This window comes from Pseudarthrobacter ribosi (assembly GCF_055412865.1).
Genome location: NZ_JBVAYZ010000005.1, coordinates 139,385 through 165,637, shown reverse-complemented (window position 1 = coordinate 165,637; position 26,253 = coordinate 139,385). Strand labels below are relative to the sequence as shown.

Below are 26,253 nucleotides of genomic sequence, written 5' to 3'. Positions count from 1 at the left end.
AAGGGATTAACTAACATGGCAAAGCTCATTCTGACCCACGAAGTAACCGGTCTCGGTGCTGCGGGCGATGTTGTCGAGGTCAAGGACGGTTACGCACGTAACTACCTGCTGCCCCGCAACTTCGCTCTGACCTGGTCCAAGGGTGGCGAGAAGCAGGTTGAGTCCATCAAGACTGCCCGCGCCGCCCGCGAGCACGCTTCCCTGGAAGACGCTCAGAAGCAGGCCGCGGCACTCTCCGCCAAGCCGGTCAAGCTCGTTGTCAAGGCAGGCGAGACCGGGCGCCTGTTCGGCACCGTCAAGCAGGGCGACGTGGCCGACGCTGTTGAGGCCGCTGGCCTTGGCCGCATCGACAAGCGCAAGGTTGAACTGCCGACGCACATCAAGTCGGTTGGTTCCTACCAGGCCAACGTCCGTCTTCACGCTGACGTTGCCGCTGTGATCGAACTCGACGTAGTCGCAGGCAAGTAGCCCCACCGGCTGCGCAGTCCTGAACTGCTGGAAGGCCCCCGCCTTCGGACTCCTCTACGGAACCGGATGCGGGGGCCTTCTGCCTTAACTACAGCGAGCCTAGGCGTGGTGCAGGACCGTAGTCGCATGCCGGTAGCCGTTCCGGATCAGCTCGGAGAGCACCGCCTCGTCGACGTCGTCGAGCTTGTTGACATAGACGCACCCGGCGCCGGTCTTGTGCTTCCCCAGCCGTGCCAGCAGCCCGGCCGACTCCGGTCCGTAGGTCAGCCCGTAGAGGGACAGGCTGGCCTTCCGCGGCGAGAACCCGACGGCGGGCGAGTCTCCCTCCCGGCCGGTCGCATACTTGTAGTGGTAGCGGCCGAAGCCGACAATCGTCGGGCCCCACATTTCTGCCGGCTGCCCGGTGGCCTCGGCCATAAGAGCCAGCAGCCGGAGCCCGTCCCGGTGCCGGACGGGATGCTCAACGGCGGCGAGGAACTCCCCGACCGGCGCACCGGTTGCCGTGGTCTTGTTTTCCGATTTGGTTTGGGTCTTGTTCACAGCCATGCGGGAAGTCTCGCAGACCGAGGCAGCATTGTCAGCCGCACCGGCGCCGGTGGTAGCCTGCGGCGGTGACCTCAAATACCCCACCCCCGCCCCGCCTCCGCCCCTTCGCCCAGGTGGACGTCTTCTCGGCCGAGCCCTACCGGGGCAACCCGCTTGCTGTTGTTCTCGACGCCGGGGACCTCACAGCGGAGGTGATGCAGCAGTTCGCCAACTGGACCAACCTTGCTGAAACCACGTTCCTGCTGCCGCCCACCGACCGCCGGGCGGACTACAGGGTCAGGATCTTCACCGGCAGCGAAGAGTTCCCCTTTGCCGGCCACCCCACCCTCGGCTCGGCACACGCCTGGCTTGAAGCTGGCGGCATCCCCCGGCAGGACGGGATGCTGATGCAGGAGTGCGGAGCCGGACTCGTGCGGGTCAAGCGCGACGGCGACCGGCTGGCGTTCGCGGCCCCGCCAATGACCCGCTCGGGCCCGGTGGCGGAGAGGGACCTCGCCCGCGTCGCCGCGGGCCTCAGACTGCCGCGGGAGGCGCTGCTGGACGCGTCCTGGCTGGTCAACGGCCCGGATTGGATCGGTGTGCTGCTGGAGTCGGCGGAGCTGGTCCTGGCCATCAGGCCGGACTACACAGCCATGGCGGGACTGAAAGTCGGCGTGATCGGCCCTTACGCCGCCGGATCGGAGGTCGGCTTCGAGGTGCGCACCTTCATCCCGGGCGACGCCGCGGCGGAGGACGCCGTCACGGGCAGCTTCAACGCCGGCGCGGCCCAGTGGCTGATCCGCAGCGGCCGGGCCCCGGAGTCCTATGTTGCGGCGCAGGGAACGGTGCTGGGACGTTCCGGCCGCGTGCACATCGACGCGGCGGCGGACGACATCTGGGTTGGCGGGAGCTCGGTGAGCTGCATCGCGGGGTTTGTCCTGCTCTGAGCGGGCCCGCGGCCAAAACGTCCGGCCGCCCAGCCGCGTTGCCCTGTCAGTTCCAGTTGCCATTGCCTCGGTTTGGGGCCCAAAAGTGACAGCGCAACGGGGGCGGGAATAAACGGCACGGACCCGCCCTTTACTAGTTAGATGCAAACGCATGTATTAGCGTTTGTGGCCTGACACAACTTGAGGAGCATTCCCGTGGAATCCCGCCGCATCACCGTTCTCTCCGCCGGACTCGGCGTTCCGTCGTCGAGCCGCCTGCTGGCGGACCAGCTGGCCGCCTCCGCCGAACACCACCTGGCCGCGGCCGGCTACGCCGTCGATATCCAGGTGCTGGAACTGCGCGACCTCGCCGTGGATATCGCGAACAACTTTGTGACCGGCTACGCCGCGCCGAAGCTGGCCGAAGTGATCGCCGGAGTCGAGGCCTCGGATGGCATTATCGCCGTCAGCCCGGTCTTCAGCGCCTCCTACAGCGGCCTCTTCAAGTCCTTCATCGACGTCCTGGACCCCAAATCGTTCGAGGGGAAGGCAGTCCTGCTCGGTGCCACCGCCGGAACCGACCGGCACCAGATGGTCCTGGACTTCGCCATGCGGCCCCTGTTCAGCTACCTCCGCACCCGGATCGCCAGCACTGCCGTCTTCGCCGGCCCGCAGGACTGGGGCAATAACGACGACGGCGGTTCACCCCTCTCGACGCGGATCGACCGGGCCGCGGGCGAGTTCGTTGCGCTGCTGCAGGGAGCCCAGCCGCAGCAGAAGCAGGCCGCCCCGGAGTCGCTGCCGTTCGAACAGTTGCTGGCCGGCATTTCGGGCCGGCGCTGACAGCTCCGGCGCGCCGGCGAACGAATGGAGGTCCCGGCTCGTTGTGCGGGACATGAAATGTCCGGTGGATTCAATTGACCTGACCATGAGCGAACGCGGTGGTGTCGAGATCGACTACTGCCCCCAGTGCCGCGGCGTATGGCTGGACCGGGGCGAGCTGGACAAGATCCTGGACCGCGCGGCGGAAACCATGGGCCCGGGAGTTTCGGCGCAGCCCCTGCCTCCGGTGACCCCTGCGCACATTCCGCCGCCGCTCTACAACATGGACCCGCGCCGCGACGACCGGCGCCCCGATGACCGCCGCTATGACGACCGCCGCGACCGGCCGCGCTATGACCAGCCGCGTTATGACGACCGCCGCCGTCCCAAGAAGAAGGAAGGCTGGCTCGGGGAGCTGTTCGACTTCTAGATCCCCACAGTTTCTAGTTCCCCACGGTCCGGGGGTCAGTCCTCGAGGAGGGCGATGAATTCGCGCGCCTGCTTGATGGAGATGTCCGAGTGGCGGGTGAGGGCCTCCGCTGCCGCCTCGGTTTGGCCGCTTCTGGCCAGGGTGCGGATCCTGCCGTAGATCTCGTCGTTGAGCATGTTGCTGCTGACCTCGCGGGTGACATCGCCCTTGCTGGCGATCGCCCGGTAACGGTAGGCAAAGCGCTGCGGCGCGTCGTCGTCGTCTTCCCCGGGCTCCTGTTCGGGCGCCTCGGGCCGGAAGGGCTGCGGGTGGGCGGCCAGGGCCCCCACGGCGTCCCGTGAGGCCCGCAGTCCGTCTCCAGTGGCCTCGAAGTACAGCTTGATCGCGGCCATGGCCTGCCCCTGGGCGATCAGCGCGTAGAGCCGGCGGTGTTGCTCCTGGCTGAGTTTGGCCGCGGCGGCGCGCGCAAGTTCGACCGGATCGCGTCCCGTCTGGGGGGCGGCTTCCCGCCGTGACTGCTTGTCGCGGCGACCGAGGGCGCGGGCGCCGAGCAGGACACCGGCACCTACGAGCGCCAGAATTAGCAGGGGGATAAGCAGGGATTCCATGAAACTACAGCCGATCTACATATTTCTTGGCGGTCAAAAGATCTGAATGGGTCGTCTGCCGCAGCAGCTTGATGGCCTGAAGCTTCTTGCCGTTCCTTGCCATCGTCTGGAGTTGAAGTGCGAACTGTGGGTTCAGTTGGCCGCCGGGGAGCACGTGCCCCTGATACCCGGGCTGCCCGGCGGCAGGTGCGGTACCCGCCTGGGCGCGCAACGCCCTGCGGGCATGGTCGACCTGCTGTGACTGCTGCTGTTCATTCTGGCTCGGACGGGTGACGGCGTCCACGCGGGCCCGGGCGGCGGTGGCGGCCTCGACCTGGGCCGCGTAGTGGGCCTGGGAGCGGACGGCCAGTTCCTGTTGATAGCGCTCCGCGTCGGACATGCCGAAATCGCGGGGTCTGAGGGCCGTGGCAAACGCCCAGAGGACTGCTGCCAGGATGAGGGCAGGCAGTATGACTAGCAGTACATCGCCCATGTGAAGAGCTTATGCCAGATCACAGTTATCCACAGTACATTCTGCGATCGGCATACCGTGCGTCGCCGGTGACGTCAATGCCGGACTGACCGAGTGAGGACCATCACCAAATGTGCATATTCCGGCCTTGTGTGCCCTCGCGGACCGCCGACTATCCCCAGCCACTCCTCGGGTGCTGTGGATGAACATGGCCGGAAATTCTTTTGTGTCCACACGGTGATATTAGCGTTTTCCCACGTCAGAGGCTGATTGCAGGGGAAAGAAACTTTCTATCCACAGGTGTTCCCACAGGCTGTGCACAAGCAGGGGGCAGTAGTGCACAGGTTATCCACAGGAGGGGATGTCGGCCGGGTTGGTGCCTGCCCCTCCGGCAGATAACGTTGCTGGATATCGAGCCTCGGATACCAAAATCCGATGCTGGCTTTCCTTTTCCGCCCCCGGCCCCCAGCCTGGATCCGGGCTGTGGAAAACCGGCAATCCCGGGAGGCGGCCAAAGTGTCTGGGCCCGCTGATAGTAGTTAACCCGTCGGTCTTACGCCAGCGGGCACCAAAGGCCCATGGCACAGGCGTCGCCGGCGCACGGACATCCGCCGAGGCACACAATGGAGGACGGCAGTTTTGTCAGTTACGCATCTGGATTCAGTCGAGGGGACGCGGGGAGCCGAAGGCAGCCGCAAGCCGCCACAGGACATTCCCGCCGAGCAATCCGTGCTGGGCGGCATGATGCTGTCCAAGGACGCCATCGCCGACGTCGTCGAAATCCTGCGCGGCGTGGACTTTTACCGCCCTGCGCACGAGACGATCTACGAAGCCATCATCGACCTCTACGGCCGCGGCGAACCTGCCGACGCCGTCACCGTCTCGGATGAACTGACCAAGCGCGGGGAGATCAACCGGATCGGCGGCCCGGCTTACCTTCACGAGCTCATCCAGACTGTTCCCACCGCCGCCAACGCCGGGTACTACGCCGAAATCGTGGGCGAACGCGCGGTTTTGCGCCGCCTGGTCAACGCCGGCACCAAGATCGTCCAGCTCGGCTACGGCCAGGACGGCGAGGTCGAAGACCTGGTGAACCAGGCGCAGGCCGAGATCTACGCCGTGGCGGAGCGCCGCACCGCCGAAGATTACGTTGTCCTGAAGGACGTGATGGAGTCCACGGTGGACGAGATCGAAGCGTCCGGCCACCGCGAGGAGGGAATGACGGGCGTTCCCACCGGCTTCTACGAACTCGATGAGCTCACGCACGGCCTGCACCCCGGCCAGATGATCGTCATCGCTGCCCGCCCCGCCGTCGGTAAGTCCACCTTCGCGCTGGACTTCGCCCGCTCCGCAGCCATCAAGAACAACCTCGCCACCGTGATGTTCTCCCTGGAAATGGGCCGGAACGAAATCGCCATGCGCTTGCTGTCCGCGGAGGCCACGATTGGCCTTCAGGACCTGCGCAAGGGCACGATCAAGGACGAACAGTGGTCCAAGATCGCCACCACGATGGGCCGGATGAATGACGCCCCGCTCTTTATCGACGACAGCCCCAACATGTCGCTGATGGAAATCCGGGCCAAATGCCGGCGCCTGAAGCAGCAGCATGATCTCAAACTCGTCATCCTTGACTACCTCCAGCTGATGAGCTCCGGCAAGAAGGTGGAGTCCCGCCAGCAGGAGGTGTCCGAGTTCTCCCGTGCGCTGAAGCTGCTGGCCAAGGAGCTCCAGGTCCCTGTCATTGCCCTGTCGCAGCTGAACCGTGGCTCCGAGCAGCGCCAGGACAAGCGGCCGATGGTCTCGGACCTGCGCGAATCAGGCTCCATCGAGCAGGACGCCGACATGGTCATCCTGCTGCACCGTGAAGACGTCTACGACAAGGAATCGCCGCGTGCCGGCGAGGCGGACATCCTCATCGCCAAGCACCGCAACGGGCCCACCAAGGACATCGTGGTCGCCTTCCAGGGCCACTACTCGCGGTTCGCCAACATGGCGGCCGACGCCGGGGGCGGCGGCTTCTAGGGGCTACTCGCCGCCGGCGCGAAGCAGGTGGTTGGGCAGCCGGTTCCCCGGTGCCCGGCCCCGGATCTCCAGCAGTTCGCGGGCGTGGGCGTGCAGCCGTTTGTCTTCCTCGGACACCGGCTCCCACTGCGGGATCGGGACGGACGTGCCGTGCTCGTCGCGTGCCACCATCACGGTCAGGCAGTAGGTCGTGAGGTCCAGCTCGCGTCCTTTGGGATCTCCCGAGCGGACATGGACCGCGATGTGCATGCCCTTGGTCCCCGTGTAGACGAGCCGGGCCTCGACCTCCACCACGTGGCCAATGAGCAGCGGACGGTAGAACCGCACACCGCCGGAGAAGACGGCCACCGTGTCCATACCGCAGTACCGCGAGGCGCAGACGTAGGCCGCTTCGTCGATCCATTTCATGACGATGCCGCCGTGCACTTTGCCGCCCCAGTTCACGTCCGTGGGTGCGGCCACAAAGCGGAGGACAACGTTTTCGGCGGTTCCTGCGTCGGTATATTCCTGCCCGCTCATTGCCTGGACAATTTCCTCGCGGACCTTGATCCGCGCCAGCGCATGGTCGCGCTGTTCGATTTCCTCCGGCGTCGTCGGCTCAAACTGCGGCACGGGGATGGGCTTGCCGTCCGCGCCGACGGCCACGAAGATGACCATGCACTGGCTGCGCATCGTGGCCGGGCCGCCCTTCGGATCGCCCGAGGACACCACGGTGCGGATGTGCATGGAGGACCGGCCCGTGTAGACAATCGTGGCCGTGACCTCGACCATGTCCCCGCTGTTGACCGGGTCCGCAAAGTGGATGTTCCCCACGTAGGCAGTCACACAGTAGGACTTCGCCCAGCCGACCGCGGCCGCGTAGGCGGCCTTGTCCACCCACTCAAGCACGGTGCCGGCGTCGACCGAACCGCTGTGGCCGACGTCGGTGGGCGCGGCGAGGAAGCGCAGGGTCACGGCATTGGCGGCAGTCTCACTCATGCTGCGAGTTTACTGACGGGGCGCTGAAGCGTCGCGGGCGAGGACACAAACGCCGTCCGGAGCGCCACACAGGGCACGACGGCGGGCGGCCACCTGTTGGTGGCCGCCCGCCGGCACGCGCCGCCTGGCGCAGGGACTTCCTTAGGCCAGGACGCTGAGCCTGGAGCCGGTGCGGCCGAAGAGGGCCTTGTCCACGGAGACCTTGCCGGCGCCGACCAGGGCCACGGCCAGGGCGGCGGCGGCCAGGATCAGCACCAGTTCGTAGCCGCCGGTGGCGGCAAAGACTCCCGCGGAGGCATGGACCAGGAACAGGGCGCCGAGCATATTTACCGCGAGCAGGGCCGCGAACACGCGGGTGAGCACCCCGAGGATCAGGGCGATGCCGCCGACAAGTTCCAGCGTGGCGACGACCGGGGCGACGAGGTTCGCGGCCGGAACGCCCATCTGCGCGAAGGAGGCCTGGGTGCCGGCAATGGTGAACTCGTTGAATTTCTGCCAGCCGTGCGCGGCGAAGAGGAATCCGGTGACGATGCGAAGGATGGTGCGGGCCGTGGTGGTGAGTGTGGGCTGGTTCATGGGGATGCCGTTCTGACGTAGGGGCCGCCGCGGGGCGGGCCGCAGGGGATTTAGTTGAAGTTTCAACTTATAGTCTTCCGGTGCGTAGTTGAAATGTCAACTAATGCGAAGCTGTGCGACGCCGGCCCTGCCGCTAGGGTGGTTCCGTGCCAGCCTCCGCCCCGACTCCCGCAGCCCTCCCGTCCGCGGCGGGCCGCCGGCGGGAAATTCTGCGCCTCGCAGTCCCGGCCTTCGGTGCACTCATCGCCGAACCGCTGTTCCTCCTCGCGGATGCGGCAATCGTCGGACACCTCGGCGTGGCCCAGCTCGCCGGCGTCGGACTGGCGTCCGCGGTGCTGCATACCGTGGTGGGCCTGATGGTGTTTCTGGCCTACTCCACCACGCCGGCCGTGGCGCGGGCGATCGGCAACGGTCAATTGCCCAAGGCCCTGGCCGCCGGGCGGGACGGCGTCTGGCTTGCCCTGCTGCTGGGAATCGTCCTCGCCGCCGCCGGGTTCCTCGCCGCCGAACCGCTGCTGGACCTGATGGGCGCCACCGGTGACGTGCGGACATTTGCCGTGGACTACCTGCGCTGGTCGATGCCCGGGCTGGTCGCGATGCTGCTCATCTTTGCCGGCACCGGCGTGCTGCGGGGCCTGCAGGACACCCGCACGCCGCTGTTCGTCGCAGCCGCCGGTTTCACGTTGAACGTCGTGCTGAACCTCATTCTGGTCTATGGACTGCAGTTGTCCGTCACCGGCTCCGCAATCGGCACCAGCATCGCCCAATGGGCCATGGCCCTGGTCTACGTGGTCATGGTCCAACGCAACGCCAGCAACCACGGCGTGTCCCTGCTGCCCGATTGGCGCGGCATCCGTGCCCTGACCAAGGTGGGCTCGTGGCTGATGCTGCGGACGCTCAGCCTGCGCATCGCGATCCTCGCGACGGTAGTGGTGGCCACGGCCCAGGGGCCGGTCAACCTGGCCGCCCACCAACTCGCCATGACCATCTTCACCTTCCTGGCCTTCGCCCTCGACGCCCTTGCCATCGCCGCGCAGGCGCTCATTGGCAAGGAACTCGGTGCATCCCGCCCCGCGGCGGTGCGGGAGCTCGCCGGAACCATGGTCCGCTGGGGCCTCGGTGTTGGCGTACTTGCCGGGATCCTGCTCGCCGGGGCGGCACCGTGGGCGGGCCTGCTCTTCACCTCCGACGCCGAGGTCCGGGGCGCGCTGACGCTGGCGCTGTGGGTGCTCGCCGCCGGGCAGCCGCTCGCCGGCTATGTCTTTGTCCTCGATGGCGTGCTGATCGGCGCGGGGGACGCGAAGTACCTGGCGCTGGCCGGTGTCGTGAATCTCGCCGTGTATCTGCCGCTGCTGCTGGCCGTCGGGCAGTCCGGGGCCGACGGCGGCGCGGGCCTGCTCTGGCTGTGGGCGGCGTTCTCGCTGGGTTACATGGCCGCAAGGGCTGTGACACTGGGCCTCCGCGCGCGGACGGACCGGTGGATGGTGCTCGGCTCGCCCTGAGTCCTGCCGACCGGCCCTCCCGGATGACCCCCGGCCCGCGCGGCAGACCGGCACGCGCCGGTGCGGCTTCGCACTAAACTGGTCGGGTGACTCTCCCCGCAGACCCTGATGCCTCCACCGCCCAGCCCGCCGCGGCCGATCTCTGGAAACCCGTGCTGGTCCGGGCCGCCGTGGCGCTGGGGTTCGGTGCTGTGACCGTGTTCTGGGCTGCGCCCTCCACCGCGGGCATGGGCTGGGCCGGCGGTATGTACCTGCTGGCCACGGGTGTGGTGCTGCTCTGGAGCGTGAACAGGACCGGGCTCCGCGCCGGGTCCGCGTCCAGCAAGATCCTGTCAGCCGCCGGCGCCGTGCTGACCGGAACCGGCGCCGCGGTCGGCTTCATGTCCGGCAACCTGCTCTTCGGGGTCCTGGCCGCCCTGGGCCTGGGCCTGGCCGGCGCAGCAGAGCTCTACCTCGGTATCACCAACCGCGGCCGGTCCGCGCTGGCCCGCGACTGGGTCGCCTCCGGCGTCGTCGGGGTGGGCACCGCCGGCCTGCTGCCGTTCTTCATTGACCTCGGTCCGCATGCGCTGCTCGGCGTCGCCGGCGGTGGTGCCATCATCAGCGGCGTGCTCTGGATGCTGGCCGGGCTGACCCTGCGGCACGATGCACGGGCCGATTCCGCGAAGGCCGTAAACTAGTACGGACAGGTTCTACCTTGCGTAGAACGATCGCGGCATCACAACTGCCACGCCTGGCGGCGTCGGCTGCAGGAGGAAAGCACCTTGGCACAGCAGAAATCTGGAGAACCGCGCAAGCTGCGCACCTCGGTCAAGGGACCGCTCATGTTCTCCGCCTTCTGGGCAGTGCTGGCCTTCGTTGCCACCCTGATGTTCGCTTCCGGCGGCAGCGCTAAGACCCCGCGCTTTGACCTGGCATTCACCGCCGCCGGCATCGCCTTCATTGTGATCCTGGTGGTCCTCGCCATGCTTGCGATGGGCCACAAGCCCAACGATGAACAGCTCGGCAAGGGGTCCGGCGTCAACCTGAGCTCCCGGCACTCCGGCCACGGCGGCCACCCGGCGCAGCCCCGACCGGACGCCGGCACCCCGGATGCCGGCCCCCGCGCGTCGGGCGACGACGTCCGCTAAGTCCGCGAACGCCGCCCGACCCGCCCGCACCCCCGTTCAGGCGCCACGGCGAACGTTCCTACTTGGTCCAGGAAATCGGATTCTTCAGGTACGGGTTGTCGTTGTAGTTCGCGTAGACGTACTTGGAATCGGTGTACTGGACGGTCGTGACTGCATCGCCGGCCGGCGCCAGGAACACCTGGCAGGACACCATGGTGCTGCCGACCACCAGAGTCAGAGAATCCCCGGTGCCCGTGGTGGCAAATCGGGTGCTGTTGCATTGGTCGAAGGCGCCGAAGACGATGAGTGACTGCGCGTCGGAGCCGTCTTTGAGCTGGGCGGTGACCCGGGGCTCGCTGATGCCGAGGGATGCCTTGCTCAGGCTGTCCATCCGGTGGCTGACCGAGACGAAATAGGGCGTCTGCCCGGCGAACTTCGCGGCGTCCTTGAACTTGGCGAAGTCGTCCGGGGTTCCCGCGACGACACCCGTCAGCGTCGAGGTGAAGACGGCTTCCGTGTACTTGGGGTCGGCCTTGTCCTTGCCCGTATTGGTGTGGGTGACGGCAGGTTCTCCGGCCTTGAGCTTGGTTCCCGGCGCCGTGAGTGTGCCGTCCATGGGCACTGCTGCCGCGGCTGCGGTCGACGCTGCCGTGCTTGGCGTGGCACTGGCACTGGCACTGGCACTGGCACTGGCGCTGCTGCCGGCAGGGGCCGCGGACTCGGGCGAACTGATGGTCGCAGGCGAGGTGCCGCCCCCGCCACAGGCAACCAGCCCTACTGCCAAAATTCCGGTAATCCCCAGTGTTGCCGTGACGTTTTTGAGCGGTGGGCGCTGTGCCATGTGTACTGATGTCCCTAGATTGGGTTTCGCCGGCCTGCTGGCTGTGCGAATTAATCCAGTCTATGGGGAAATTCGTCCGGTCCCGCGGGCAGGGCCCGTGCGGGTCACGGCAAAGGCGCTTTGTGACGCGCTCAGGACGCTGCCTTCCGGGCCCGGTAGGCCGCCACGTGCGCGCGGTTCGCGCAGTTCCCGGTATCGCAGTAGCGCTTGGAGCGGTTCCGGCTGAGATCCAGTACGACCGCGTCGCAGTCCTCGGCGGCGCACACCAGCATGCGGTCCATTTCCTTGCTGCGGATGACATCGACAAGGGCCATCGCGGCTTCCGTGCCCATCCGGTCCGCCAGCGGTGCGTCCGGGGTCGTGGCGTGCAGGTGCCAGTCCCATTTATCATGCTTGACCAGCTGGGGGAGCGCGCGCGCCTCCCGCAACAACCGGTTCACGGTGTCCACGGCGGCGGACTCGTCCGCGAGCCAGAGGGTGGCAAGCTCCGCGCGGAGGCGTTTTACGCCGGCCAGCTCGGCCGCGTCCAGGGTCCGGGAACCCCTGAATCCCTCCGCGTCCAGAAAATGATCCAGGTCCTCGGTCGTGGGCAGGTGCTCATCCCCGTTGGCCGACGAGTTGATCAGGTTGACCACAGACCGCAGGGCCACCTCTGTGTCAGGGGCAAAAAGCATCTTGACTCCTTACGTTGGCGTGGCGTACTGTCATGAGCATAACCCTACTTTACTCCTGACAGGAGGCAGCCCGTGTCTGCCGCACGCCGCACCGCCGAAGCACCGGCCACAACCGATTCCGGAATACGCACCCCCGGACAACCCGGTGCCGGCAAGCCCCGTGCGGCATCTGCTTTCATGGCATCGGGTCTGGGGGTTGCCCTGTTTTCCTCGGCCGTGTTCGGTCTCTCGGGCTCCTTTGCCAAGGCGCTGCTGGAGACCGGCTGGACCCCCGGGGCTGCCGTCACCGCCCGCCTCACCGGAGCGGCGATCATCCTGGCCGTTCCCGCCATTCCGGCGCTGCGCGGACGCTGGCACCAGCTGAGGGACAACTGGCTCACGGTGTTGCTCTTCGGCCTCATCGGGGTCGCCGCCTGCCAGCTGTTCTATTTCAACGCGGTCGCCCGTCTGTCGGTAGGGGTCGCCCTGCTGCTGGAGTACCTGGCTCCCGTGATCATCGTGCTGTGGCTCTGGGCCGCCAGCCGCAAACGCCCCCGCCCCCTGACGATTGCCGGAACGCTGCTGTCCCTGGGCGGGCTGGTCCTCGTCCTGGATCTCACCGGGGCCGTCAAGATCGACCTCATCGGCGTGCTGTGGGGGCTCGCGGCCGCTGTCTGCCTGGCGATCTACTTCTTCATCACGGCCAAGGAAAACGACACCCTCCCGCCGATCGTCCTCGCCTCCGGAGGACTCCTGGTCGGAGCCGCCACCATGTGGGTTGCCGCGGCAACCGGCCTGCTGCCGATGGCCTTCAGCACGGCGGACACCCGGTTGGGCCCCTGGGTGACTCCCTGGTGGGTGGCCCTGGGTGGCCTCGTGGTGCTGGCCACCGTGCTCGCCTATGTGTCCGGCATTGTGGCGGCGCGCGCGCTCGGCTCCAAGGTGGCATCCTTCGTCTCGCTGACCGAGGTCCTGTTCGCCGTCGTCTGGGCGTGGCTGCTGCTGGGGGAACTGCCGGGCCCCATCCAGCTCATGGGCGGGCTGCTGATTGTCGGCGGCGTCGTCCTGGTCCGGCTGGACGAGCTCCGGATCCCGTCCGGGGCCGGACCATGCGAACGACCTCGAACCCGTGCCGTAGGCAGGGACCGACGAAACCGGCCCGGACGCTGCTGCGTCCGGGCCGGTTCGATTCTGCGGGCTTCTGCCTAGCGCGAAGCGCTTTCCTGCTCGGTGGCGTTGCGGCTGGCCTGCTTGCCGGCCTCCTGCAGCGCCTGGGAGACCTTCGCCAGCGCGGCAACGTGCTGGCCGTTCCATTCGCTGCGGAACTTGTCGGCGTCCGGACCCTTCCAGTCGGTGCCCTCAAGCACCTTGGTCAGCAGCGACTTCTGCTTGTCGATCTCCGACGATCCCGCCTGCAGCTTCGTCCCAAGAGTCTTGAGCTGAGCAATGTCTGCACCCCAAATAGCCATTCGAAAAATCTCCTCAAGTGGTAGAACCGGACCCGGGCCCTGTAGGCGCCCCCCGGCGGATCCCGGCTGCTCCGGAAGATCCAATGCCCCCAAACTATCCTGCCTGCCGGAAAAGTGTCGATGGGCAGCCCTCCCCATGCCCTCGATCCCTGGCGCAATGGCACCTAGCATGGAGTTATGTGCCGAAATATCCGGACCCTCCACAATTTCGAACCCCACGCCACCACCGACGAAGTGGAAGCCGCCGCGCTGCAATACGTGCGCAAGATCAGTGGCAGCACCAAGCCGTCCAAGGCCAACGAAGAGGCCTTTAACCGGGCGGTGCACGAAATTGCCCACGCCACCCAGCACCTGCTCGACGCCCTGGTGACCCACGCCCCGGCAAGGGACCGCGGGGAGGAAGCCGCCAAGGCGAGGGCCAGGGCTGCGGTCCGCTTCGGCGCGGCCTGAGGGGCGCCCGCTGGGGGACCTACCTGCCGAAGCTGCGCAGCCGCAGCGAGTTGGCCACGACCAGCACGGAGCTGGCGGCCATTGCGGCGCCGGCGATCATCGGGTTGAGCAGGCCCAGGGCCGCCACCGGGATCCCGACGGCGTTGTAGAAAAAGGCCCAAAAGAGGTTCGTCTTGATGGTGGACAGGGTCCGGCGGGACAGCTCGATCGCCTGGACGACCTGCCCCAGGTCATTGCCCATGACCGTCAGGTCGGCAGCCTCGATGGCGACGTCAGTGCCGGAGCCCATGGCGATGCCGAGGTCTGCCTGGGCCAGCGCCGCGGCGTCGTTCACACCGTCGCCGGCCATGGCCACCGTGGCGCCGGTGGCCTGCAGTTTCCGCACGGCCTCGACCTTGCCCTCCGGCAGCACCCCGGCGTACACGTCCTCCGGGGCGATGCCGACGGCGGCTGCCACCTGCGCGGCGACGGCGGCGTTGTCCCCGGTCAGGAGGATCGGACGGAGCCCGAGCCCCCGGAGCCGCAGGATCGCGGCTGCGGAGCCCGGCTTGACCGTGTCCCGCAGGCTGATGATTCCGGCGGGCTCCCCGTCCACGGCGAGCCAGACCGCGGTGGCCCCGGAGCCCTCGGCTTTGCCCAGGGCCTCCAGCTGCGCCGCGGTGGGGGTGATGCCGTCCTCCTGCAACCAGCCCGTGCGGCCGGCCGTCACGAGTCGGCCCCCGACCGTTCCCCGCACCCCGCCGCCGGGCGCGGAGCGGAACCTGGCGACGGCCGGAAGGGCGCCGGCGTCGTTGTCGCGGCGCTCCACCGAGAGTGCGTCCGCGGCGATGGCGCGGGCGATCGGATGCTCGGATGCGGCCTCGACCGCGCCGGCGAGGCGCAGCACCTCGGCCGGGCTGAAGGTTCCGAACGCCTCGGTGCCGTCGACGGCCAGGTGTCCGCTGGTCACGGTGCCGGTCTTGTCCAGCAGGATGGTGTCAACGGTCCGGGTGTCCTCAAGGACCTGCGGCCCTTTGATCAGGATGCCCAACTGCGCTCCCCGGCCGGTTCCGGTGAGCAGCCCCACGGGGGTGGCAAGGCCCAGGGCGCACGGGCATGCGATGACCAGCACGGCGACGGCGGCCGTGAACGCGGCGCGGAGTTCGGAGTCGCTGATGTCCGGGGCGGCAGCCAGCAGCCAGGCGCCGAAGGTGGCTGCGGCGATGGCCAGGACCACCGGCACGAACACCGCGCTGATCCGGTCCGCAAGTCGCGCGATCGGCGCCTTGCCGGTCTGGGCTTGGGAGACCAGCCGGCCCATCTGGGCGAGGGTGGTTTCGGCGCCAACGCGCGTGGCGCGGACCAGCAGCCGGCCGGAAGTGTTGATGGTGGCGCCCGTGACCGGACTGTCCGGGCCGACTTCCACCGGGACGGACTCGCCCGTCACCAGGGAGGCGTCGACGGCGGAGGACCCTTCGACGACGACGCCGTCGGTCGCAATTTTCTCGCCGGGGCGGACGACCATGACGTCGCCCACCCCCAGCTGATCGGCCGGGATCTGCTGCTCCTGGCCGCCGCGGAGGACCGTGGCATCCTTCGCGCCCAGGTTCAGCAGCGCCTTGAGGGCGTCCCCGGCCTGCTGCTTGGCATTGGCCTCCAGGTAGCGGCCCAGCAGCAGGAAGGTGGTGACAACGGCGGCGACCTCGAAGTACAGCCCGCCGGAGGCCATTCCTTCCATGCTGTCCATCCCCGGATGCTCAGTCATCCGCGGGTCGGCAAAGAGCTGCCAGACCGAGAAGGCGTAGGCCGCGGTCACACCGATGGAGACGAGCGTGTCCATCGTGGACGCGAGGTGCCGGGCGTTGACGGCTGCGGCGCGGTGAAACGGCCAGGCCGCCCACGTGACCACCGGCAGGGCCAGGGCTCCTGCGACCCAGCCCCAATTGGCGAACTGGAAGGCCGGGAACATTGAAATCAGGAACACCGGGACCGTGAGGATGGCCGCGACGGTCAGGCGCGGGCGGAGCACGGAACCCTGCTGGCGTGGCCCAACCTTAGACGCACGCTTCCGCGTGTCCCCGGCGGCTCCGCTCGGGGACACGTCACCGGCGGTGGTTGGCTGTGTCAGTATCGCCGTGCTGACCGGCTCGATCGGGGTGGCTGGGTGGTGCAGGGGAGTGCGGATCGTGGCTTTGTAGCCCGCGGCCGCTACCGTACCGGTGATCTGGTCGTCGGTCACGGCTGCGGGGACGGTGACGTGGGCCGACTCCAGGGGCAGATTGACCGTGGCGGTGACGCCGTCGAGCTTGCCGAGCTTGCGTTCGACGCGGCTGACGCAGGAGGCGCAGGTCATGCCCTCGATGTCGAGCTCGATCACCCGGTTTCCGGGTTGGTCCAGCAGTTGCTCGCTACTCACGGTGTTACCTGCCTGTCCTGGTGCTGCGCGGTGTGCCTGGCCGTGGTGCTCAGGTTGCGTTGGACACGATCAGGTAACCCGCTTCGGCAACGGCCTCGCCAATCTCGGCGGTCGACAGGGCGCCGGTGGAGGTGATGGTGACGGTGGAGATGCCTCCGGAGTTGAGGTCGACGTCGACTGCTTCGACGCCGGCCAGGGATTCGAGCTCTTCGCTGACGGAGGACACGCAGTGGCCGCAGGTCATTCCGGAAACGTTCACGGTGGTGGAAACGGTGCTCATGGCTGGCTCCTAGTGGGTGGGCTGCTGGTGGTTCGTTAGCCCAGACGTGTGGTGGTGGTGTTGCCGCTACCGCAGCAGGCGGCCGATGGCATCGGTGGCCTCTTTTACCTTGAAATCGATGGCTTCAGCCCGCAGCTTCGCATCCGGTTCCGAGGCGGCGCCGACGACACAATGGCCGATGTGCTCCTCCACCAGTCCAAGGCTGACGGCGTGCAGGGCTTTGGTGACGGCGGCGACCTGAGTGAGGATGTCGATGCAGTACTTGTCCTCATCGACCATCCGGGCGATGCCGCGCACCTGGCCCTCGATGCGTTTCAGCCGCAGGAGGTAGGCGTCCTTGTTGGAGGAATAGCCGTGCTGCTGATGCTGCTCGGCGTCCGCGGGTTCCATGGCGGGGACTTCGGGCTCGTTCATGAGCCCAACATATACCCCCTAGGGGTATGAAGCAAGTACCCTGCGGGGGTATCCGCGGCCGGCGCCTGGGCCAAACGGTCCGGACACAAAAAGAACTCCGGAGTGCGTTATTGGGGGATACGCACTCCGGAGCCGTCTTTGGGTCGGCGGTCTTTCTCTCGCCTACGCAATCAAGCTTACGTGGCGGTGGGCGGAGAAAGCCAGCACCCTGAATAACAACATTCACTTTACTTTCGGGAGCCCTGCCGCGCCCCCCGGAGCCGCGTCCAGGGATAGTTGGGCGGCGTGGAAGGTGAAGTGCGCCACGGGGTACGCGTAGACGTCCGCCAAGGTCATGGCCTCTTTGAAGAAGGGGTCCCAGCGCGTCGGGAAGTACATCCGGCGGGCCAGGCCAGGTTCCGTCTCCCGCCACAGCCGCCGTTCCAGCGCCGAGGTCACCCGACGCAGCCGGCCGGCCATCCGCCGGCGGTGGAAGATCCGTGCGCCCCCTCTGGAGCCCCAGTAGTTGACGACGTCGAACGGGGCGGTGCCGGCGTTCAGCAGCCACGCGAAACCGCGGTTGACGGAAACAGGCAGCCGCCCGAAGACCCGCACCAACGGCAGCAGGGCCAGCGCCACGACGTAGCCGAACACCATGTGGTACAGCAGTTCCTCGTTGGTCCAGCGGGTGCCCGCGCTGCGGCGGTGGAGCGCGTCGGGCGAGGCGGCTGCCAGAGTCGCTTCGAGCTCAGCGCAGTTGCGCCGATACGCGGCAGCGACGGCTTCCCGGTCCAGCGGGACGGTCACGCCGGCCCACAGTCAGGCACCATGTCAGGAGCTGTGCCTGGTCCGGTGGTGGACCGCACCCCGGACCGGAACGATGAGGATCGGATGGTCCTGATGGTGGCTGAGCCACGCGGCCACCGAACCGTTGAGGGCAGCGGAAATTCGGTGACCCAGGCCGGGTTCCGGGGTCCCCACGATGATCATCGCGGCACCGACCTCGGCTGCCAGCCTGCCCAGCGCCCGGGCCGGGTCCCCGGCCAGCGTCCGCAGGGTCCAGTGGATGCCCAGGGCGTCGCAGGCTGAGCCGATGCTGTTCCGCAACTCCTGGGTCACGGCCCGGATTTCGGCGTTGTCAGTGTCCGGGTGCAGTGAGAGCCGGTGCGCGGACCGCGCCGGATCCCACTCCACGAGATAACTCGCCTCATCGACGTGGGCGCAGATCAGCGGCGCGGCGAGTTTCGAGGCCAGGGAGGCGGCGGTCTGCAGCACTTCGGGGCGTTGTCCCGGAAGCACGCCGACCACGAGGGGCGGCGGACCACTCGTGCGTTCGGCGGACATACTCAATTGTGCCGCCCGCCCCGCGTCAGGAACAGGGGCTTACTCCCCGGCGGCTCCGCTGGAGCGGCCGTGCGCAAGCCCGGTGGGGAAGCCCACCAGGACCGGTTCGGGGGTGCCGCAGCAGGCGCCGGCTGTCTCGAACACCAGGTCGGCCGGAGCGGCCGGGACGTCGCAGCCGGAGTCGGCGTCGGAGGAGCAGACCCCGGTCTCCGGGAGTTCGAGTTGGACGGTGTCCGCGGCCTCGCGGTCCCCGGCCAGGGCGGCAGCGACGGAGCGGACCTGCTCGTACCCCGTGGCCAGCAGGAAGGTGGGCGTCCGTCCGTAGGATTTCATCCCCACGATGTAGAAGTCCTGGTCCGGGTGCGCCAGCAGCCTGGCGCCGTGCGGTGCCACGGTGCCGCAGGAGTGGAATTCAGGGTCGATCAGCGGGCCCAGCTCGCGCGGGGCCTCGACGGCCGGATCCAGTTCCAGCCGGAGCTCCCGCAGGATGTCCAGGTCCGGCCGGAAGCCGGTGCAGGGCACCACGATGTCGGCTTCAAGGCTGCGTCCGTCGGTGGAGGTGACCGTGACGCCCGCGGCCGCCGGCGTGAGGGTGGTGATCCCGAAACCGGTGTGCAGTTCCACGGTGCCGGCCTCGACCAGGCGGCGCAGCCGGCCGCCCAGTTGGCCGCGGGCGGGCAGGCCGTCGGCGTCGCCGCCGCCGTAGACTTTTGCGGCCGAGGCGCCCCGCACGGCCCAAAGGATCCTGGTGCGCGGCTCCTGCCGCGCCAATTCGGTGAGGTTGATCAGGGTGTTGGCGGCGGAATGGCCCGCGCCCACGACGAGGACGCGGCGGGTGGCGAACCGTGCACGCTCGCGGCCAAGGACGTCCGGCAGTGCGGAGGAAATCCGCTCCGCCGCGGCGGTTTCTCCGGTAGCGGGCAGTCCCGACGTACCGAGGGGGTTCCGGGTGCCCCAGGTGCCGGAGGCGTCAATGACAGCGGCTGCCCGGTGCTCGCGGACGTCGCCGCCCGGGTGTTCGACCGTGAGCAGGAACGGCGTGGTGTCCCGGCCGCGGTTGTGGGTCTTGTCCATGCCCTGGCGCGTCACGGCCGTTACTCGGGCGCCGGTGTGCAGCCGGGAGGACAGGGCCGGCAGCGCGGCGAGGGGTGCGAGGTAGGAATCGACGAGCTCGCCGCCGAATGGCAGCGCCGTGGGCCGTGGCGCCTCCCACCCGGAGGCTGCGAGCAGACGCGCGGCGGCGGCGTCAGTGTTGAAGCGCCAGGGTGAGAAGAGGCGGATGTGGCGCCACTGCTCGACGGCGGCGCCCGCCGTCGGACCGGCCTCAAAAATGAGCGGCTCAAGGCCGCGCTCCAGGAGGTGGGCGGCCGCGGCGAGGCCGATCGGGCCTGCGCCGATGACGGCAACGGGAAGACTGGTGGCGACGTCCATAGTGCCTTCTCTCCGGATTGATTGATGATGATCGATATGCCGAGTATCTCCCTATATATCGATGACTGTCAATATGGGTGCATAATGGTGGCATGACAACACTGCAGATTGTTGAGTCCGCGGCGGCGGAGGCCTGCTGCACCCCGTCGGGGATGCCGGTCCTGGGTGCGGAAGAGGCGCAGGGCAAGGCCCAGCTCTTCAAGGCCCTCGCCGATCCGAACCGCTTGCGGCTGTTGTCCATCGTCAAGGCGTCCGCCGGCGGTGAGGCCTGCGTCTGCGACCTCACCGAACCGCTGGACCTTGGTCAGCCCACGGTGTCCCATCACCTCAAGATCCTCGTCGATGCGGGACTGCTGCACCGCGAAAAGCGGGGCACCTGGGCCTACTACTCGCTGGTCCCCGGCGCGCTGGAGCGCACCGCGGACGTGCTCTCGGCCCTGTAGGCGCCGTTAGAGCCATGCGGCACTTGAACGCCTCCGGCGCTGGGCCTAACGTTGAAGACCTCAGGAAAGGGTGACCGCCGTGGAAATCTTCATGTGGTGGCTGGATCTGGATCTGGCGAGCAAGGAGTGGCTGCGGGAGAACCTGCGTGCCGCCGAGTTGCCGCTGACCGTACTGCAGGGCATTGCCGAGGCCGGCGGCCCACACCCGGATGACGTGTCCGGGGTGCTGAGCGACGCCGACTGGGACTTCATCGAGACGCAGTCCGAATTCGTCGACTGACCCGGCGTCCGGCGGACAGGACGGACGGTCAGTACCGCGGAAGGCGCGGGGCCGGACCGATCCGGTCTGCGAAAAACCATTGCGGGCATCCTCTGGTGATGGTTGCATAAGGGGCATGTCAACAGCAGAGAGTTTTGTCCTGGCGATCGGCACCAAAAAAGGCCTTTGGCTGGCCACGAGTCCCGACCGCAGAGACTGGTCACTTTCCGGCCCGCACTTCCTGATGAGTGAAGTCCCCAGTATCGGCATCGACACACGCGACGGCCGGACCCGGATCCTGGTCGGCGTGCGTTCCGAGCACTGGGGCCCCACCGTCTTCCACTCCGATGACCTGGGCGAAACGTGGAACGAACCCGTTGAGGGCGCCATCCGATTCCCCGCGGGCACCGATGCCGCCCTGGAACGCGTCTGGCAGATCCACCCCGACGCCGAGTCCCGACCCGGAGTCGTCTGGGCCGGCTGCGAGCCGATTTCGGTCTGGAAATCCACGGACGGCGGCGAACACTTCGAGCTTAACCGCGGCCTCTGGGACCACCCGCACCGCGCTGAATGGGGGGCCGGCTACGGCGGCGCCGCGGCGCACTCCATCGTCGTCGACCACACCGGCGAGAAGGTGCACGTCGCGATGAGCACCGGCGGCGTCTACCGCTCGCTCGACGGCGGGAGCTCCTGGGAACCGCGCAACAAGGGAATCTCGGCCTATTTCATGCCCGACCCCAACCCGGAATTCGGCCAGTGTGTGCACAAGATCGCGGCTGATTCTGTTGTCGATGGCCGGCTTTACGCGCAGAACCACCACGGTGTCTACCGCAGTGACGACGACGCCGAGAGCTGGGAATCTATCGCGGAAGGCCTGCCAGCGGATTTCGGCTTTGTGATGCTGACGCATCCCCGCCGGGCCGGCACCGCCTGGGTGGTCCCGCTCAAGGCCGACGGCGAGAGGATCCCGCCGGAGGGCAGACTGGCGGTCCACCGGACCGACGACGCCGGGGCGAGCTGGAAGCGGCTGGACGACGGACTGCCCGGAGCGGAATACAACTCCGTGCTGCGGGACGCGGCGTGCGTTGACGCGGCGGCACCGGCCGGCGTGTATTTCGGCACGCGCGGCGGCAGCGTCTACGCCAGTGCCGACGAGGGCGAGCATTTCGCCGAGGTGGCGTCGCACCTGCCGGACGTGCTGTGCGTGCGGGCCGCTGCCGTCTCCCCGGCATACGTTTCCGGTACCGCCGGGTCCGGCGCCGCCGTGAGCGCCTGAGACCCGTGGCCGGGATCAGTGTGGTGCTGCCCAGTGTGCTCCAGCCGCTGGCCGGCGGGCAGTCCTTCCTGACTGCGCCCGCTGACACGGCGGTGACGGTGGAGGGGGTACTGGACGTGGTGACCGGGGAGTATCCGGCGCTGTCGAGGCGGTTGCGGGATGAGACCGGGGCGATCCGACGCTACGTGAATATATACGTCAACGGGAATGAGATTCGCCGCCTGCAGGGCCTGGCCACCGAGGTTTCCCCGGGCCAGGAGGTCCTGATCATCCAGTCCGTCGCGGGGGGCTAGCGGTCTCAGGCGACCCGCCAGAGACTGCACTCGTCCGTATTGACGGCTTTCCGGGTGCCGGACTGCCGGTCCATGATCCAGACCACGCCGATTCCGGGCGCGGTTTCCTGGACGCTGCCGCGGCGGATTACGACGTCGTCGTAATTCGGACCGACCCTGAGGTGCGCCTCGATCTCGTCGCCGCGGTGCAGCTGATCCAGGGCACGGATGCGGGTTATATGGGCTGTGGCTTCCTTCAACATGGCGGGGCCTCCTGGACTGGAGAGTGGTGCCTGCTCTTTGCCGGCGCTTCCAGTCTCCTGCGCCAATGTTGCCGCCGCGTTTCGGCCCGGTAAGACGTGGGTAAGCGTTCGACGCCGGGGGAGTTACCGGCGTGGGCGGGCCGGCTGCCGGAGCCTCAGAACCGCGGCCGTTTCACGGGATGTGGCGTTCGCCCGGGCGCTGGATCCGGAACCACCGGTAGCCGTACCGGCCCAGCTCCAGCTCGAAGCCGCCGTCGTCCGCCAGTTCGATGTCCTGGCCCTCCAGCAGGTCCCGCAGGTAGGTGCCCTCGAAACCCGTCTCCGGGTCCCCCGCGGAGCTCAGGTTCGCGGCCACCGAGGTCGGTTCCGCCCCGAAGTTGTGCGCCAGCACGACGGTCGAACCGCCCCAGGAGCACCGGTGCAGGAGCACCTTCGCGGTGGGTTGTTTGATGACTTCGAATTCGCCCCACCCCAGTTCGGGGCTCTCCCGGTAGCGCTGGATCAAGGTGGCCATGAAGTTCCACAGTGACCCCGGGTCCCGCTTCGCCGCAGCGGCGTTGACGTTCTTCGGCCCGAAGTAGCCGTCCACCACCTGGGCCACGAGGTCCTTTGCGGGGGCGGTCGAGAATCCGCCGTTCTCGGTGTCATTCCATTGCATGGGGGACCGCACGGCCGAGCGGCCCTTCGCCGTGAGGTCCTCGCCCATGCCGATTTCCTCGCCATAGAAAAGCACCGGAGTTCCGGGCAGGGCGAACATCAGTGAGTAGACCATGCGGATCCGGGCGGGGTCGCCGTTGAGCATGGTGGGCAGCCGGCGGCGCAGGCCGCGGCCGTACATCTGCATGTCCTCGTCCGGTCCGAACGCGGCAAAGACTTCCTCGCGTTCGGCGTCGCTGAGTTTGTCCAGGGTCAGCTCGTCGTGGTTGCGGACAAACATGGCCCACTGGTTGTCCGGGTGGATCTTCGGGCGGGAGCTGAGTGACTTGGCCAGCGGCCGGGCGTCTTCCCGGGCGAGGGACAGGTACAGGTTCTGCATGGACAGGAAGTCGAACTGCATGTTCAGCTCGTTTCCTGCCGCCCCGCCGAAGTACGTCAGCTGATCTTTGTATGGCACGTTGACCTCGCCCAGCAGCAGGCCGCTGCCGTTGCGGCGGTTGAGGAAGCTGCGAAGCGCGCTGAGGTAGTCGTGCGGATCGACCTGTGCCGAGTCCTCCTTGGACGTGCCCTGCAGCTCCAGGAAGAACGGGACCGCGTCCAGCCGGAAGCCGTCCAGTCCCAGCTGCAGCCAGAACCCCATGGACTTGGCGATCTCGTCCCGCACCTTCGGGTTCGCCACATTCAGGTCCGGCTGGTGCTTGGCGAACATGTGCAGGTACCACTCGCCGGTGGCCTTGTCCTGGGTCCAGATGGAGGTTTCCTCGCCGGGGAACACCACCTGTTCCGAGGTGTCCGGGGGTGTGTCCTTGCGCCAGACATAATAGTCGCGGAACGGGTTGTCCACCGCCTTGCGCGACTCCACGAACCAGGGGTGCTTGTCCGAGGTGTGGTTGAGGACAAAGTCCGCGATCACCCGCATGCCCCGGTCCTTCGCGGTCCGGATGAACTCCACGACGTCGCCCAGGTTGCCCAGCCGACGGTCCACGCCGTACAGATCCGTAACGTCGTAGCCGTCGTCCTTGTCCGGGGTGGGGTAGAACGGCATCAGCCAGATGCACGTCACTCCCAAAGCCGCGAGGTAGTCCACGCGCTCGACCAGACCGCCGAAATCCCCGGTCCCGTCGCCGTCGCCGTCGAAAAACGTCTCCGGATCCAGGCAGTAGATGACGGCGTTCTTCCACCACAGGTCGGAGGTTTCGGCGATTCTCACAGCAGCGCCTCCCGGTCTTGGCGCGGGTTCCCGGACCCGCGGAGCTGCGGGAGCACGTGTTCCGCGAAGGCGTGGATGAAGGGAGACTGCTCCTGCCCGACGAAATGCAGGTACAGCTCATCGAAGCCGAGGTCGACGTATTCGGCGAGCCACTGCGCGTGCTGCCCGGTGTCCGCGGAGATGTTCACGACATTACGGACCTGTTCCTCGCCGACGTCGGCGCTGACGCCGTCGAAGTGGGCCGCTGTCGGAAGATCCCAGGGGATGGGCGGGGCAAACACGTTGCTGCGCCATTGGTCCATGGCAACCGCCACCGCTTCCTGCTCCGTCGGCGCCCAGGACAGGTGCACCTGCAGCACGGCATTGCCCCTGCCGCCGGCATCCCGGTAGGCGGCGAGCATGTCCTTCAGCTTCGCGTGCGGCTGGTTTACCGTCACCAGCCCGTCCGCCCAGGCGGCCCCGCGGCGCGCCGTTTCCACACTGACGGCCGGAGCAATCAGCGGCGGCTTGATCTCTGGCACATCCCAGATCCTCGCCTGCTGGACGGTGACCAGGCCGTCCCGGGTCACCTCCTTGCCGTCGTGGAGTTCGCGGATGATCTGCACGGCTTCCTCGAGGCGCCGCTGCCGCGTCGCCTTGTCCGGCCAGGCGTCCCCGGTGACGTGCTCGTTCATGTACTCGCCGCTGCCCGGCGCCAGCCAGAACCGGCCGGGAAACATGTCCGCGAGCGTCGCCGAAGCGTGCGCGATGATGGCGGGGTGGTAGCGCTGGCCCGGCGCCGTCACGACGCCCAGGCGCAGCTTGGTGGTGGCCAGAGCCGCCCCGAGCCAGGACCAGGCGAAACCGGAATGTCCCTGCCGGGCGGACCAGGGCTCGATGTGATCCGAGCACATGGCGGCGTCGAAGCCCGCCTGCTCCGCCAGCTGAACGTCCTTGAGGAGCTGGCCGGGACTGATCTGTTCGTGCGATGCGTGGAAACCAATGGTAGCCATCGTTCATGTCTACCGTCGGCCCGGCCGGTTGTCGAGGAAATCCTGCCCGGCCGGGCCTCTGGCGGGCAGCGCGGGGCGCAGACACAATAGGCCTATGCAACTGCCGCTCATGCCCCCGATCGCGCCCATGCTGGCCAAAGCCGTGACGTCCCTGCCCGACGGCGCGCTGATGTTCGAACCGAAGTGGGACGGGTTCCGGTCCATCATCTTCCGCGACGGCGAGGACGTGGAGATCGGCAGCCGCAACGGCAAGCCCCTGACGCGCTACTTCCCGGAACTTGTCGAGGCGCTGAAGGCAAACCTCCCGCCGCGCTGCGTGCTCGACGGCGAGATCATCTTGGTCGGCGGCTCCGGCGACCGGCTCGACTTCGACACCCTGCAACAGCGGATCCACCCCGCCGCGAGCAGGGTCCGGCTGCTGGCAGAACAGACGCCGGCGAGTTTCGTCGCGTTCGATCTGCTGGCGCTTGATGACGAGGACCTCACCGCGCGTCCCTTCGCCGAGCGGCGGGCGGCGCTGGAGCGCGTGCTCGCCGACAGTGCTGCCCCGATCCACCTCACCGCCGCGACGCGCGAGAAGGGCACCGCCGAGGAGTGGTTCCACCAGTTCGAGGGGGCCGGGCTCGACGGGATCGTGGCCAAGCCGCTGGACGGGCGCTACCTGCCGGACAAGCGTTCCATGTTCAAGATCAAGCACGAACGCACCGCCGACTGCGTTCTCGCCGGGTACCGGGTGCACACGTCCGGGCCGGACCGGATCGGTTCGCTGCTGCTGGGGCTCTACGACGACGCCGGCGGACTCGCGAGTGTTGGTGTCGTGGGGGCCTTCCCCATGCAGCGCCGCAAGGAGCTCTTCGAAGAGCTCCAGCCGCTCGTGACCAGCTTCGAGGAACACCCCTGGGACTGGGCCCGGCAGGAGGAAGGGACCCGGACGCCGCGCAATGCCCAGGGCAGCCGGTGGAGCGGCGGCAAGGACCTATCCTTCACGCCGCTCCGGCCGGACCGCGTGGTGGAAGTGAAATACGACCACATGGAGGGCGAACGGTTCCGCCACACGGCGCAGTTTGTCCGCTGGCGCCCGGACCGCGATCCGCGTTCCTGCACTTACGAACAGCTCGAGGAGCCGGTCAGGTACGACCTGGCCGCGGTCCTGGCGACCGGCACTGATTAGCCGGGGCAGGGAAAAGCCCGGCGTCCCCTGTGGACAC

General features: G+C 67.8%; 31 protein-coding genes and 1 pseudogene. 15 read left to right on the top strand and 17 right to left on the bottom strand.

The window, feature by feature from the left end:
* The first annotated feature begins 15 nt into the window (after nucleotides 1–15).
* Nucleotides 16–468, top strand: a complete 453-nt coding sequence (rplI, locus tag ACZYZ5_RS07330) for a 50S ribosomal protein L9 (RefSeq protein WP_307457021.1) — start codon at nucleotides 16–18, stop codon at nucleotides 466–468.
* Nucleotides 469–567: 99 nt separating this feature from the next.
* Here rplI and ACZYZ5_RS07325 read toward each other — a convergent pair whose 3' ends face one another.
* On the bottom strand, nucleotides 568–1,014 hold the full coding sequence (locus ACZYZ5_RS07325; protein WP_463900499.1) for a DUF1801 domain-containing protein: 447 nt from the start codon (nucleotides 1,012–1,014) through the stop codon (nucleotides 568–570).
* A 65-nt stretch (nucleotides 1,015–1,079) separates the two neighbouring features.
* On the opposite strand from ACZYZ5_RS07325, the gene ACZYZ5_RS07320 reads away from it, so the two are divergent.
* The 3 genes from ACZYZ5_RS07320 (at nucleotide 1,080) to ACZYZ5_RS07310 (ending at nucleotide 3,171) form a co-directional block, all read left to right on the top strand.
* Nucleotides 1,080–1,940, top strand: a complete 861-nt coding sequence (locus ACZYZ5_RS07320) for a PhzF family phenazine biosynthesis protein (RefSeq protein ID WP_463900497.1) — start codon at nucleotides 1,080–1,082, stop codon at nucleotides 1,938–1,940.
* Nucleotides 1,941–2,135: 195 nt separating this feature from the next.
* The gene (locus tag ACZYZ5_RS07315; protein ID WP_463900495.1) at nucleotides 2,136–2,762 is read left to right on the top strand and encodes an FMN reductase; all 627 of its coding nucleotides are present in this window, start codon (nucleotides 2,136–2,138) and stop codon (nucleotides 2,760–2,762) included.
* A gap of 52 nt (nucleotides 2,763–2,814) precedes the next feature.
* Nucleotides 2,815–3,171: a TFIIB-type zinc ribbon-containing protein gene (locus ACZYZ5_RS07310; RefSeq protein ID WP_463900493.1), complete on the top strand. Its 357-nt coding sequence runs from the start codon at nucleotides 2,815–2,817 to the stop codon at nucleotides 3,169–3,171.
* A 35-nt stretch (nucleotides 3,172–3,206) separates the two neighbouring features.
* On the opposite strand, the gene ACZYZ5_RS07305 is transcribed toward ACZYZ5_RS07310, so the two are convergent.
* Nucleotides 3,207–3,779: a hypothetical protein gene (locus ACZYZ5_RS07305; protein ID WP_463900491.1), complete on the bottom strand. Its 573-nt coding sequence runs from the start codon at nucleotides 3,777–3,779 to the stop codon at nucleotides 3,207–3,209.
* A gap of 4 nt (nucleotides 3,780–3,783) precedes the next feature.
* Nucleotides 3,784–4,251, bottom strand: a complete 468-nt coding sequence (locus ACZYZ5_RS07300; RefSeq protein ID WP_463900490.1) for a hypothetical protein — start codon at nucleotides 4,249–4,251, stop codon at nucleotides 3,784–3,786.
* 618 nt (nucleotides 4,252–4,869) lie between these two features.
* Here ACZYZ5_RS07300 and dnaB point away from each other — a divergent pair.
* On the top strand, nucleotides 4,870–6,252 hold the full coding sequence (dnaB, locus tag ACZYZ5_RS07295) for a replicative DNA helicase (protein ID WP_024367946.1): 1,383 nt from the start codon (nucleotides 4,870–4,872) through the stop codon (nucleotides 6,250–6,252).
* Between the two features lie 3 nt (nucleotides 6,253–6,255).
* On the opposite strand, the gene ACZYZ5_RS07290 is transcribed toward dnaB, so the two are convergent.
* Complete coding sequence (locus ACZYZ5_RS07290) at nucleotides 6,256–7,230, bottom strand: acyl-CoA thioesterase (protein ID WP_463900489.1); 975 nt, start codon at nucleotides 7,228–7,230, stop codon at nucleotides 6,256–6,258.
* Nucleotides 7,231–7,371: 141 nt separating this feature from the next.
* The gene (locus ACZYZ5_RS07285) at nucleotides 7,372–7,806 is read right to left on the bottom strand and encodes a DoxX family protein (RefSeq protein WP_463900486.1); all 435 of its coding nucleotides are present in this window, start codon (nucleotides 7,804–7,806) and stop codon (nucleotides 7,372–7,374) included.
* A 146-nt stretch (nucleotides 7,807–7,952) separates the two neighbouring features.
* Between ACZYZ5_RS07285 and ACZYZ5_RS07280 the strand changes: the two genes are divergently transcribed.
* From ACZYZ5_RS07280 to ACZYZ5_RS07270, 3 genes are all read left to right on the top strand, one after another.
* Complete coding sequence (locus tag ACZYZ5_RS07280) at nucleotides 7,953–9,308, top strand: MATE family efflux transporter (protein WP_463900483.1); 1,356 nt, start codon at nucleotides 7,953–7,955, stop codon at nucleotides 9,306–9,308.
* An 86-nt stretch (nucleotides 9,309–9,394) separates the two neighbouring features.
* Nucleotides 9,395–9,988, top strand: coding sequence for a hypothetical protein (locus ACZYZ5_RS07275; protein WP_463900481.1), 594 nt, complete (start codon nucleotides 9,395–9,397; stop codon nucleotides 9,986–9,988).
* An 84-nt stretch (nucleotides 9,989–10,072) separates the two neighbouring features.
* Nucleotides 10,073–10,438: a hypothetical protein gene (locus ACZYZ5_RS07270; protein WP_463900479.1), complete on the top strand. Its 366-nt coding sequence runs from the start codon at nucleotides 10,073–10,075 to the stop codon at nucleotides 10,436–10,438.
* Between the two features lie 58 nt (nucleotides 10,439–10,496).
* Here the strand turns inward: ACZYZ5_RS07270 and ACZYZ5_RS07265 are convergent, their stop codons facing one another.
* Together ACZYZ5_RS07265 and ACZYZ5_RS07260 are read right to left on the bottom strand one after the other, a co-directional pair.
* Entirely contained in the window at nucleotides 10,497–11,258 is a 762-nt protein-coding gene (locus ACZYZ5_RS07265; RefSeq protein ID WP_463900477.1) for a hypothetical protein, read from the bottom strand.
* Between the two features lie 131 nt (nucleotides 11,259–11,389).
* A complete protein-coding gene (locus tag ACZYZ5_RS07260) occupies nucleotides 11,390–11,932 on the bottom strand; it encodes a CGNR zinc finger domain-containing protein (protein ID WP_463900474.1) in 543 nt (180 codons plus the stop codon).
* Nucleotides 11,933–12,109: 177 nt separating this feature from the next.
* Between ACZYZ5_RS07260 and ACZYZ5_RS07255 the strand changes: the two are divergent.
* A pseudogene (locus ACZYZ5_RS07255) lies at nucleotides 12,110–13,049 on the top strand (EamA family transporter).
* 67 nt (nucleotides 13,050–13,116) lie between these two features.
* Here the strand turns inward: ACZYZ5_RS07255 and ACZYZ5_RS07250 are convergent.
* Nucleotides 13,117–13,380 carry a hypothetical protein gene (locus ACZYZ5_RS07250; RefSeq protein WP_056432770.1) on the bottom strand — a complete coding sequence of 88 codons (264 nt, stop codon included), beginning with the start codon at nucleotides 13,378–13,380 and terminating at the stop codon, nucleotides 13,117–13,119.
* A 177-nt stretch (nucleotides 13,381–13,557) separates the two neighbouring features.
* Between ACZYZ5_RS07250 and ACZYZ5_RS07245 the strand changes: the two genes are divergently transcribed.
* On the top strand, nucleotides 13,558–13,830 hold the full coding sequence (locus ACZYZ5_RS07245) for a DUF2277 domain-containing protein (RefSeq protein ID WP_463900472.1): 273 nt from the start codon (nucleotides 13,558–13,560) through the stop codon (nucleotides 13,828–13,830).
* A gap of 19 nt (nucleotides 13,831–13,849) precedes the next feature.
* On the opposite strand, the gene ACZYZ5_RS07240 is transcribed toward ACZYZ5_RS07245, so the two are convergent.
* From ACZYZ5_RS07240 to ACZYZ5_RS07215, 6 genes are all read right to left on the bottom strand, one after another.
* Nucleotides 13,850–16,162 carry a heavy metal translocating P-type ATPase gene (locus ACZYZ5_RS07240; RefSeq protein ID WP_463900697.1) on the bottom strand — a complete coding sequence of 771 codons (2,313 nt, stop codon included), beginning with the start codon at nucleotides 16,160–16,162 and terminating at the stop codon, nucleotides 13,850–13,852.
* A 112-nt stretch (nucleotides 16,163–16,274) separates the two neighbouring features.
* Nucleotides 16,275–16,505 (bottom strand): heavy-metal-associated domain-containing protein, encoded by a 231-nt coding sequence (locus tag ACZYZ5_RS07235; protein WP_463900469.1) that lies wholly within the window; start codon nucleotides 16,503–16,505, stop codon nucleotides 16,275–16,277.
* A gap of 66 nt (nucleotides 16,506–16,571) precedes the next feature.
* Nucleotides 16,572–16,919: a metal-sensitive transcriptional regulator gene (locus ACZYZ5_RS07230; protein ID WP_463900466.1), complete on the bottom strand. Its 348-nt coding sequence runs from the start codon at nucleotides 16,917–16,919 to the stop codon at nucleotides 16,572–16,574.
* Nucleotides 16,920–17,141: 222 nt separating this feature from the next.
* The gene (locus ACZYZ5_RS07225; RefSeq protein ID WP_463900465.1) at nucleotides 17,142–17,705 is read right to left on the bottom strand and encodes a DinB family protein; all 564 of its coding nucleotides are present in this window, start codon (nucleotides 17,703–17,705) and stop codon (nucleotides 17,142–17,144) included.
* Nucleotides 17,706–17,729: 24 nt separating this feature from the next.
* Nucleotides 17,730–18,242 carry a universal stress protein gene (locus tag ACZYZ5_RS07220; RefSeq protein WP_463900463.1) on the bottom strand — a complete coding sequence of 171 codons (513 nt, stop codon included), beginning with the start codon at nucleotides 18,240–18,242 and terminating at the stop codon, nucleotides 17,730–17,732.
* A gap of 39 nt (nucleotides 18,243–18,281) precedes the next feature.
* A complete protein-coding gene (locus ACZYZ5_RS07215; RefSeq protein WP_463900461.1) occupies nucleotides 18,282–19,673 on the bottom strand; it encodes an FAD-dependent oxidoreductase in 1,392 nt (463 codons plus the stop codon).
* 92 nt (nucleotides 19,674–19,765) lie between these two features.
* Between ACZYZ5_RS07215 and ACZYZ5_RS07210 the strand changes: the two genes are divergently transcribed.
* The 4 genes from ACZYZ5_RS07210 to ACZYZ5_RS07195 all read left to right on the top strand — a co-directional run bounded on the left by ACZYZ5_RS07210 (nucleotide 19,766) and on the right by ACZYZ5_RS07195 (nucleotide 21,944).
* Entirely contained in the window at nucleotides 19,766–20,116 is a 351-nt protein-coding gene (locus ACZYZ5_RS07210; protein WP_463900459.1) for an ArsR/SmtB family transcription factor, read from the top strand.
* A gap of 79 nt (nucleotides 20,117–20,195) precedes the next feature.
* The gene (locus ACZYZ5_RS07205) at nucleotides 20,196–20,396 is read left to right on the top strand and encodes a hypothetical protein (protein ID WP_463900457.1); all 201 of its coding nucleotides are present in this window, start codon (nucleotides 20,196–20,198) and stop codon (nucleotides 20,394–20,396) included.
* A gap of 115 nt (nucleotides 20,397–20,511) precedes the next feature.
* The gene (locus tag ACZYZ5_RS07200) at nucleotides 20,512–21,651 is read left to right on the top strand and encodes a WD40/YVTN/BNR-like repeat-containing protein (RefSeq protein ID WP_463900455.1); all 1,140 of its coding nucleotides are present in this window, start codon (nucleotides 20,512–20,514) and stop codon (nucleotides 21,649–21,651) included.
* Nucleotides 21,652–21,656: 5 nt separating this feature from the next.
* Nucleotides 21,657–21,944 (top strand): MoaD/ThiS family protein, encoded by a 288-nt coding sequence (locus ACZYZ5_RS07195; RefSeq protein ID WP_463900452.1) that lies wholly within the window; start codon nucleotides 21,657–21,659, stop codon nucleotides 21,942–21,944.
* A 5-nt stretch (nucleotides 21,945–21,949) separates the two neighbouring features.
* On the opposite strand, the gene ACZYZ5_RS07190 is transcribed toward ACZYZ5_RS07195, so the two are convergent.
* The 3 genes from ACZYZ5_RS07190 to ACZYZ5_RS07180 all read right to left on the bottom strand — a co-directional run bounded on the left by ACZYZ5_RS07190 (nucleotide 21,950) and on the right by ACZYZ5_RS07180 (nucleotide 25,045).
* On the bottom strand, nucleotides 21,950–22,186 hold the full coding sequence (locus ACZYZ5_RS07190) for a hypothetical protein (protein WP_463900450.1): 237 nt from the start codon (nucleotides 22,184–22,186) through the stop codon (nucleotides 21,950–21,952).
* Nucleotides 22,187–22,358: 172 nt separating this feature from the next.
* A complete protein-coding gene (locus ACZYZ5_RS07185; RefSeq protein ID WP_463900448.1) occupies nucleotides 22,359–24,053 on the bottom strand; it encodes an alpha-amylase family protein in 1,695 nt (564 codons plus the stop codon).
* Nucleotides 24,050–25,045, bottom strand: a complete 996-nt coding sequence (locus tag ACZYZ5_RS07180) for a TIGR03885 family FMN-dependent LLM class oxidoreductase (protein WP_463900446.1) — start codon at nucleotides 25,043–25,045, stop codon at nucleotides 24,050–24,052. The genes ACZYZ5_RS07185 and ACZYZ5_RS07180 overlap by 4 nt, the downstream gene beginning before the upstream one ends.
* Nucleotides 25,046–25,139: 94 nt before the next feature.
* On the opposite strand from ACZYZ5_RS07180, the gene ACZYZ5_RS07175 reads away from it, so the two are divergent.
* Complete coding sequence (locus tag ACZYZ5_RS07175; RefSeq protein ID WP_463900443.1) at nucleotides 25,140–26,216, top strand: ATP-dependent DNA ligase; 1,077 nt, start codon at nucleotides 25,140–25,142, stop codon at nucleotides 26,214–26,216.
* Nucleotides 26,217–26,253 lie beyond the last annotated feature (37 nt).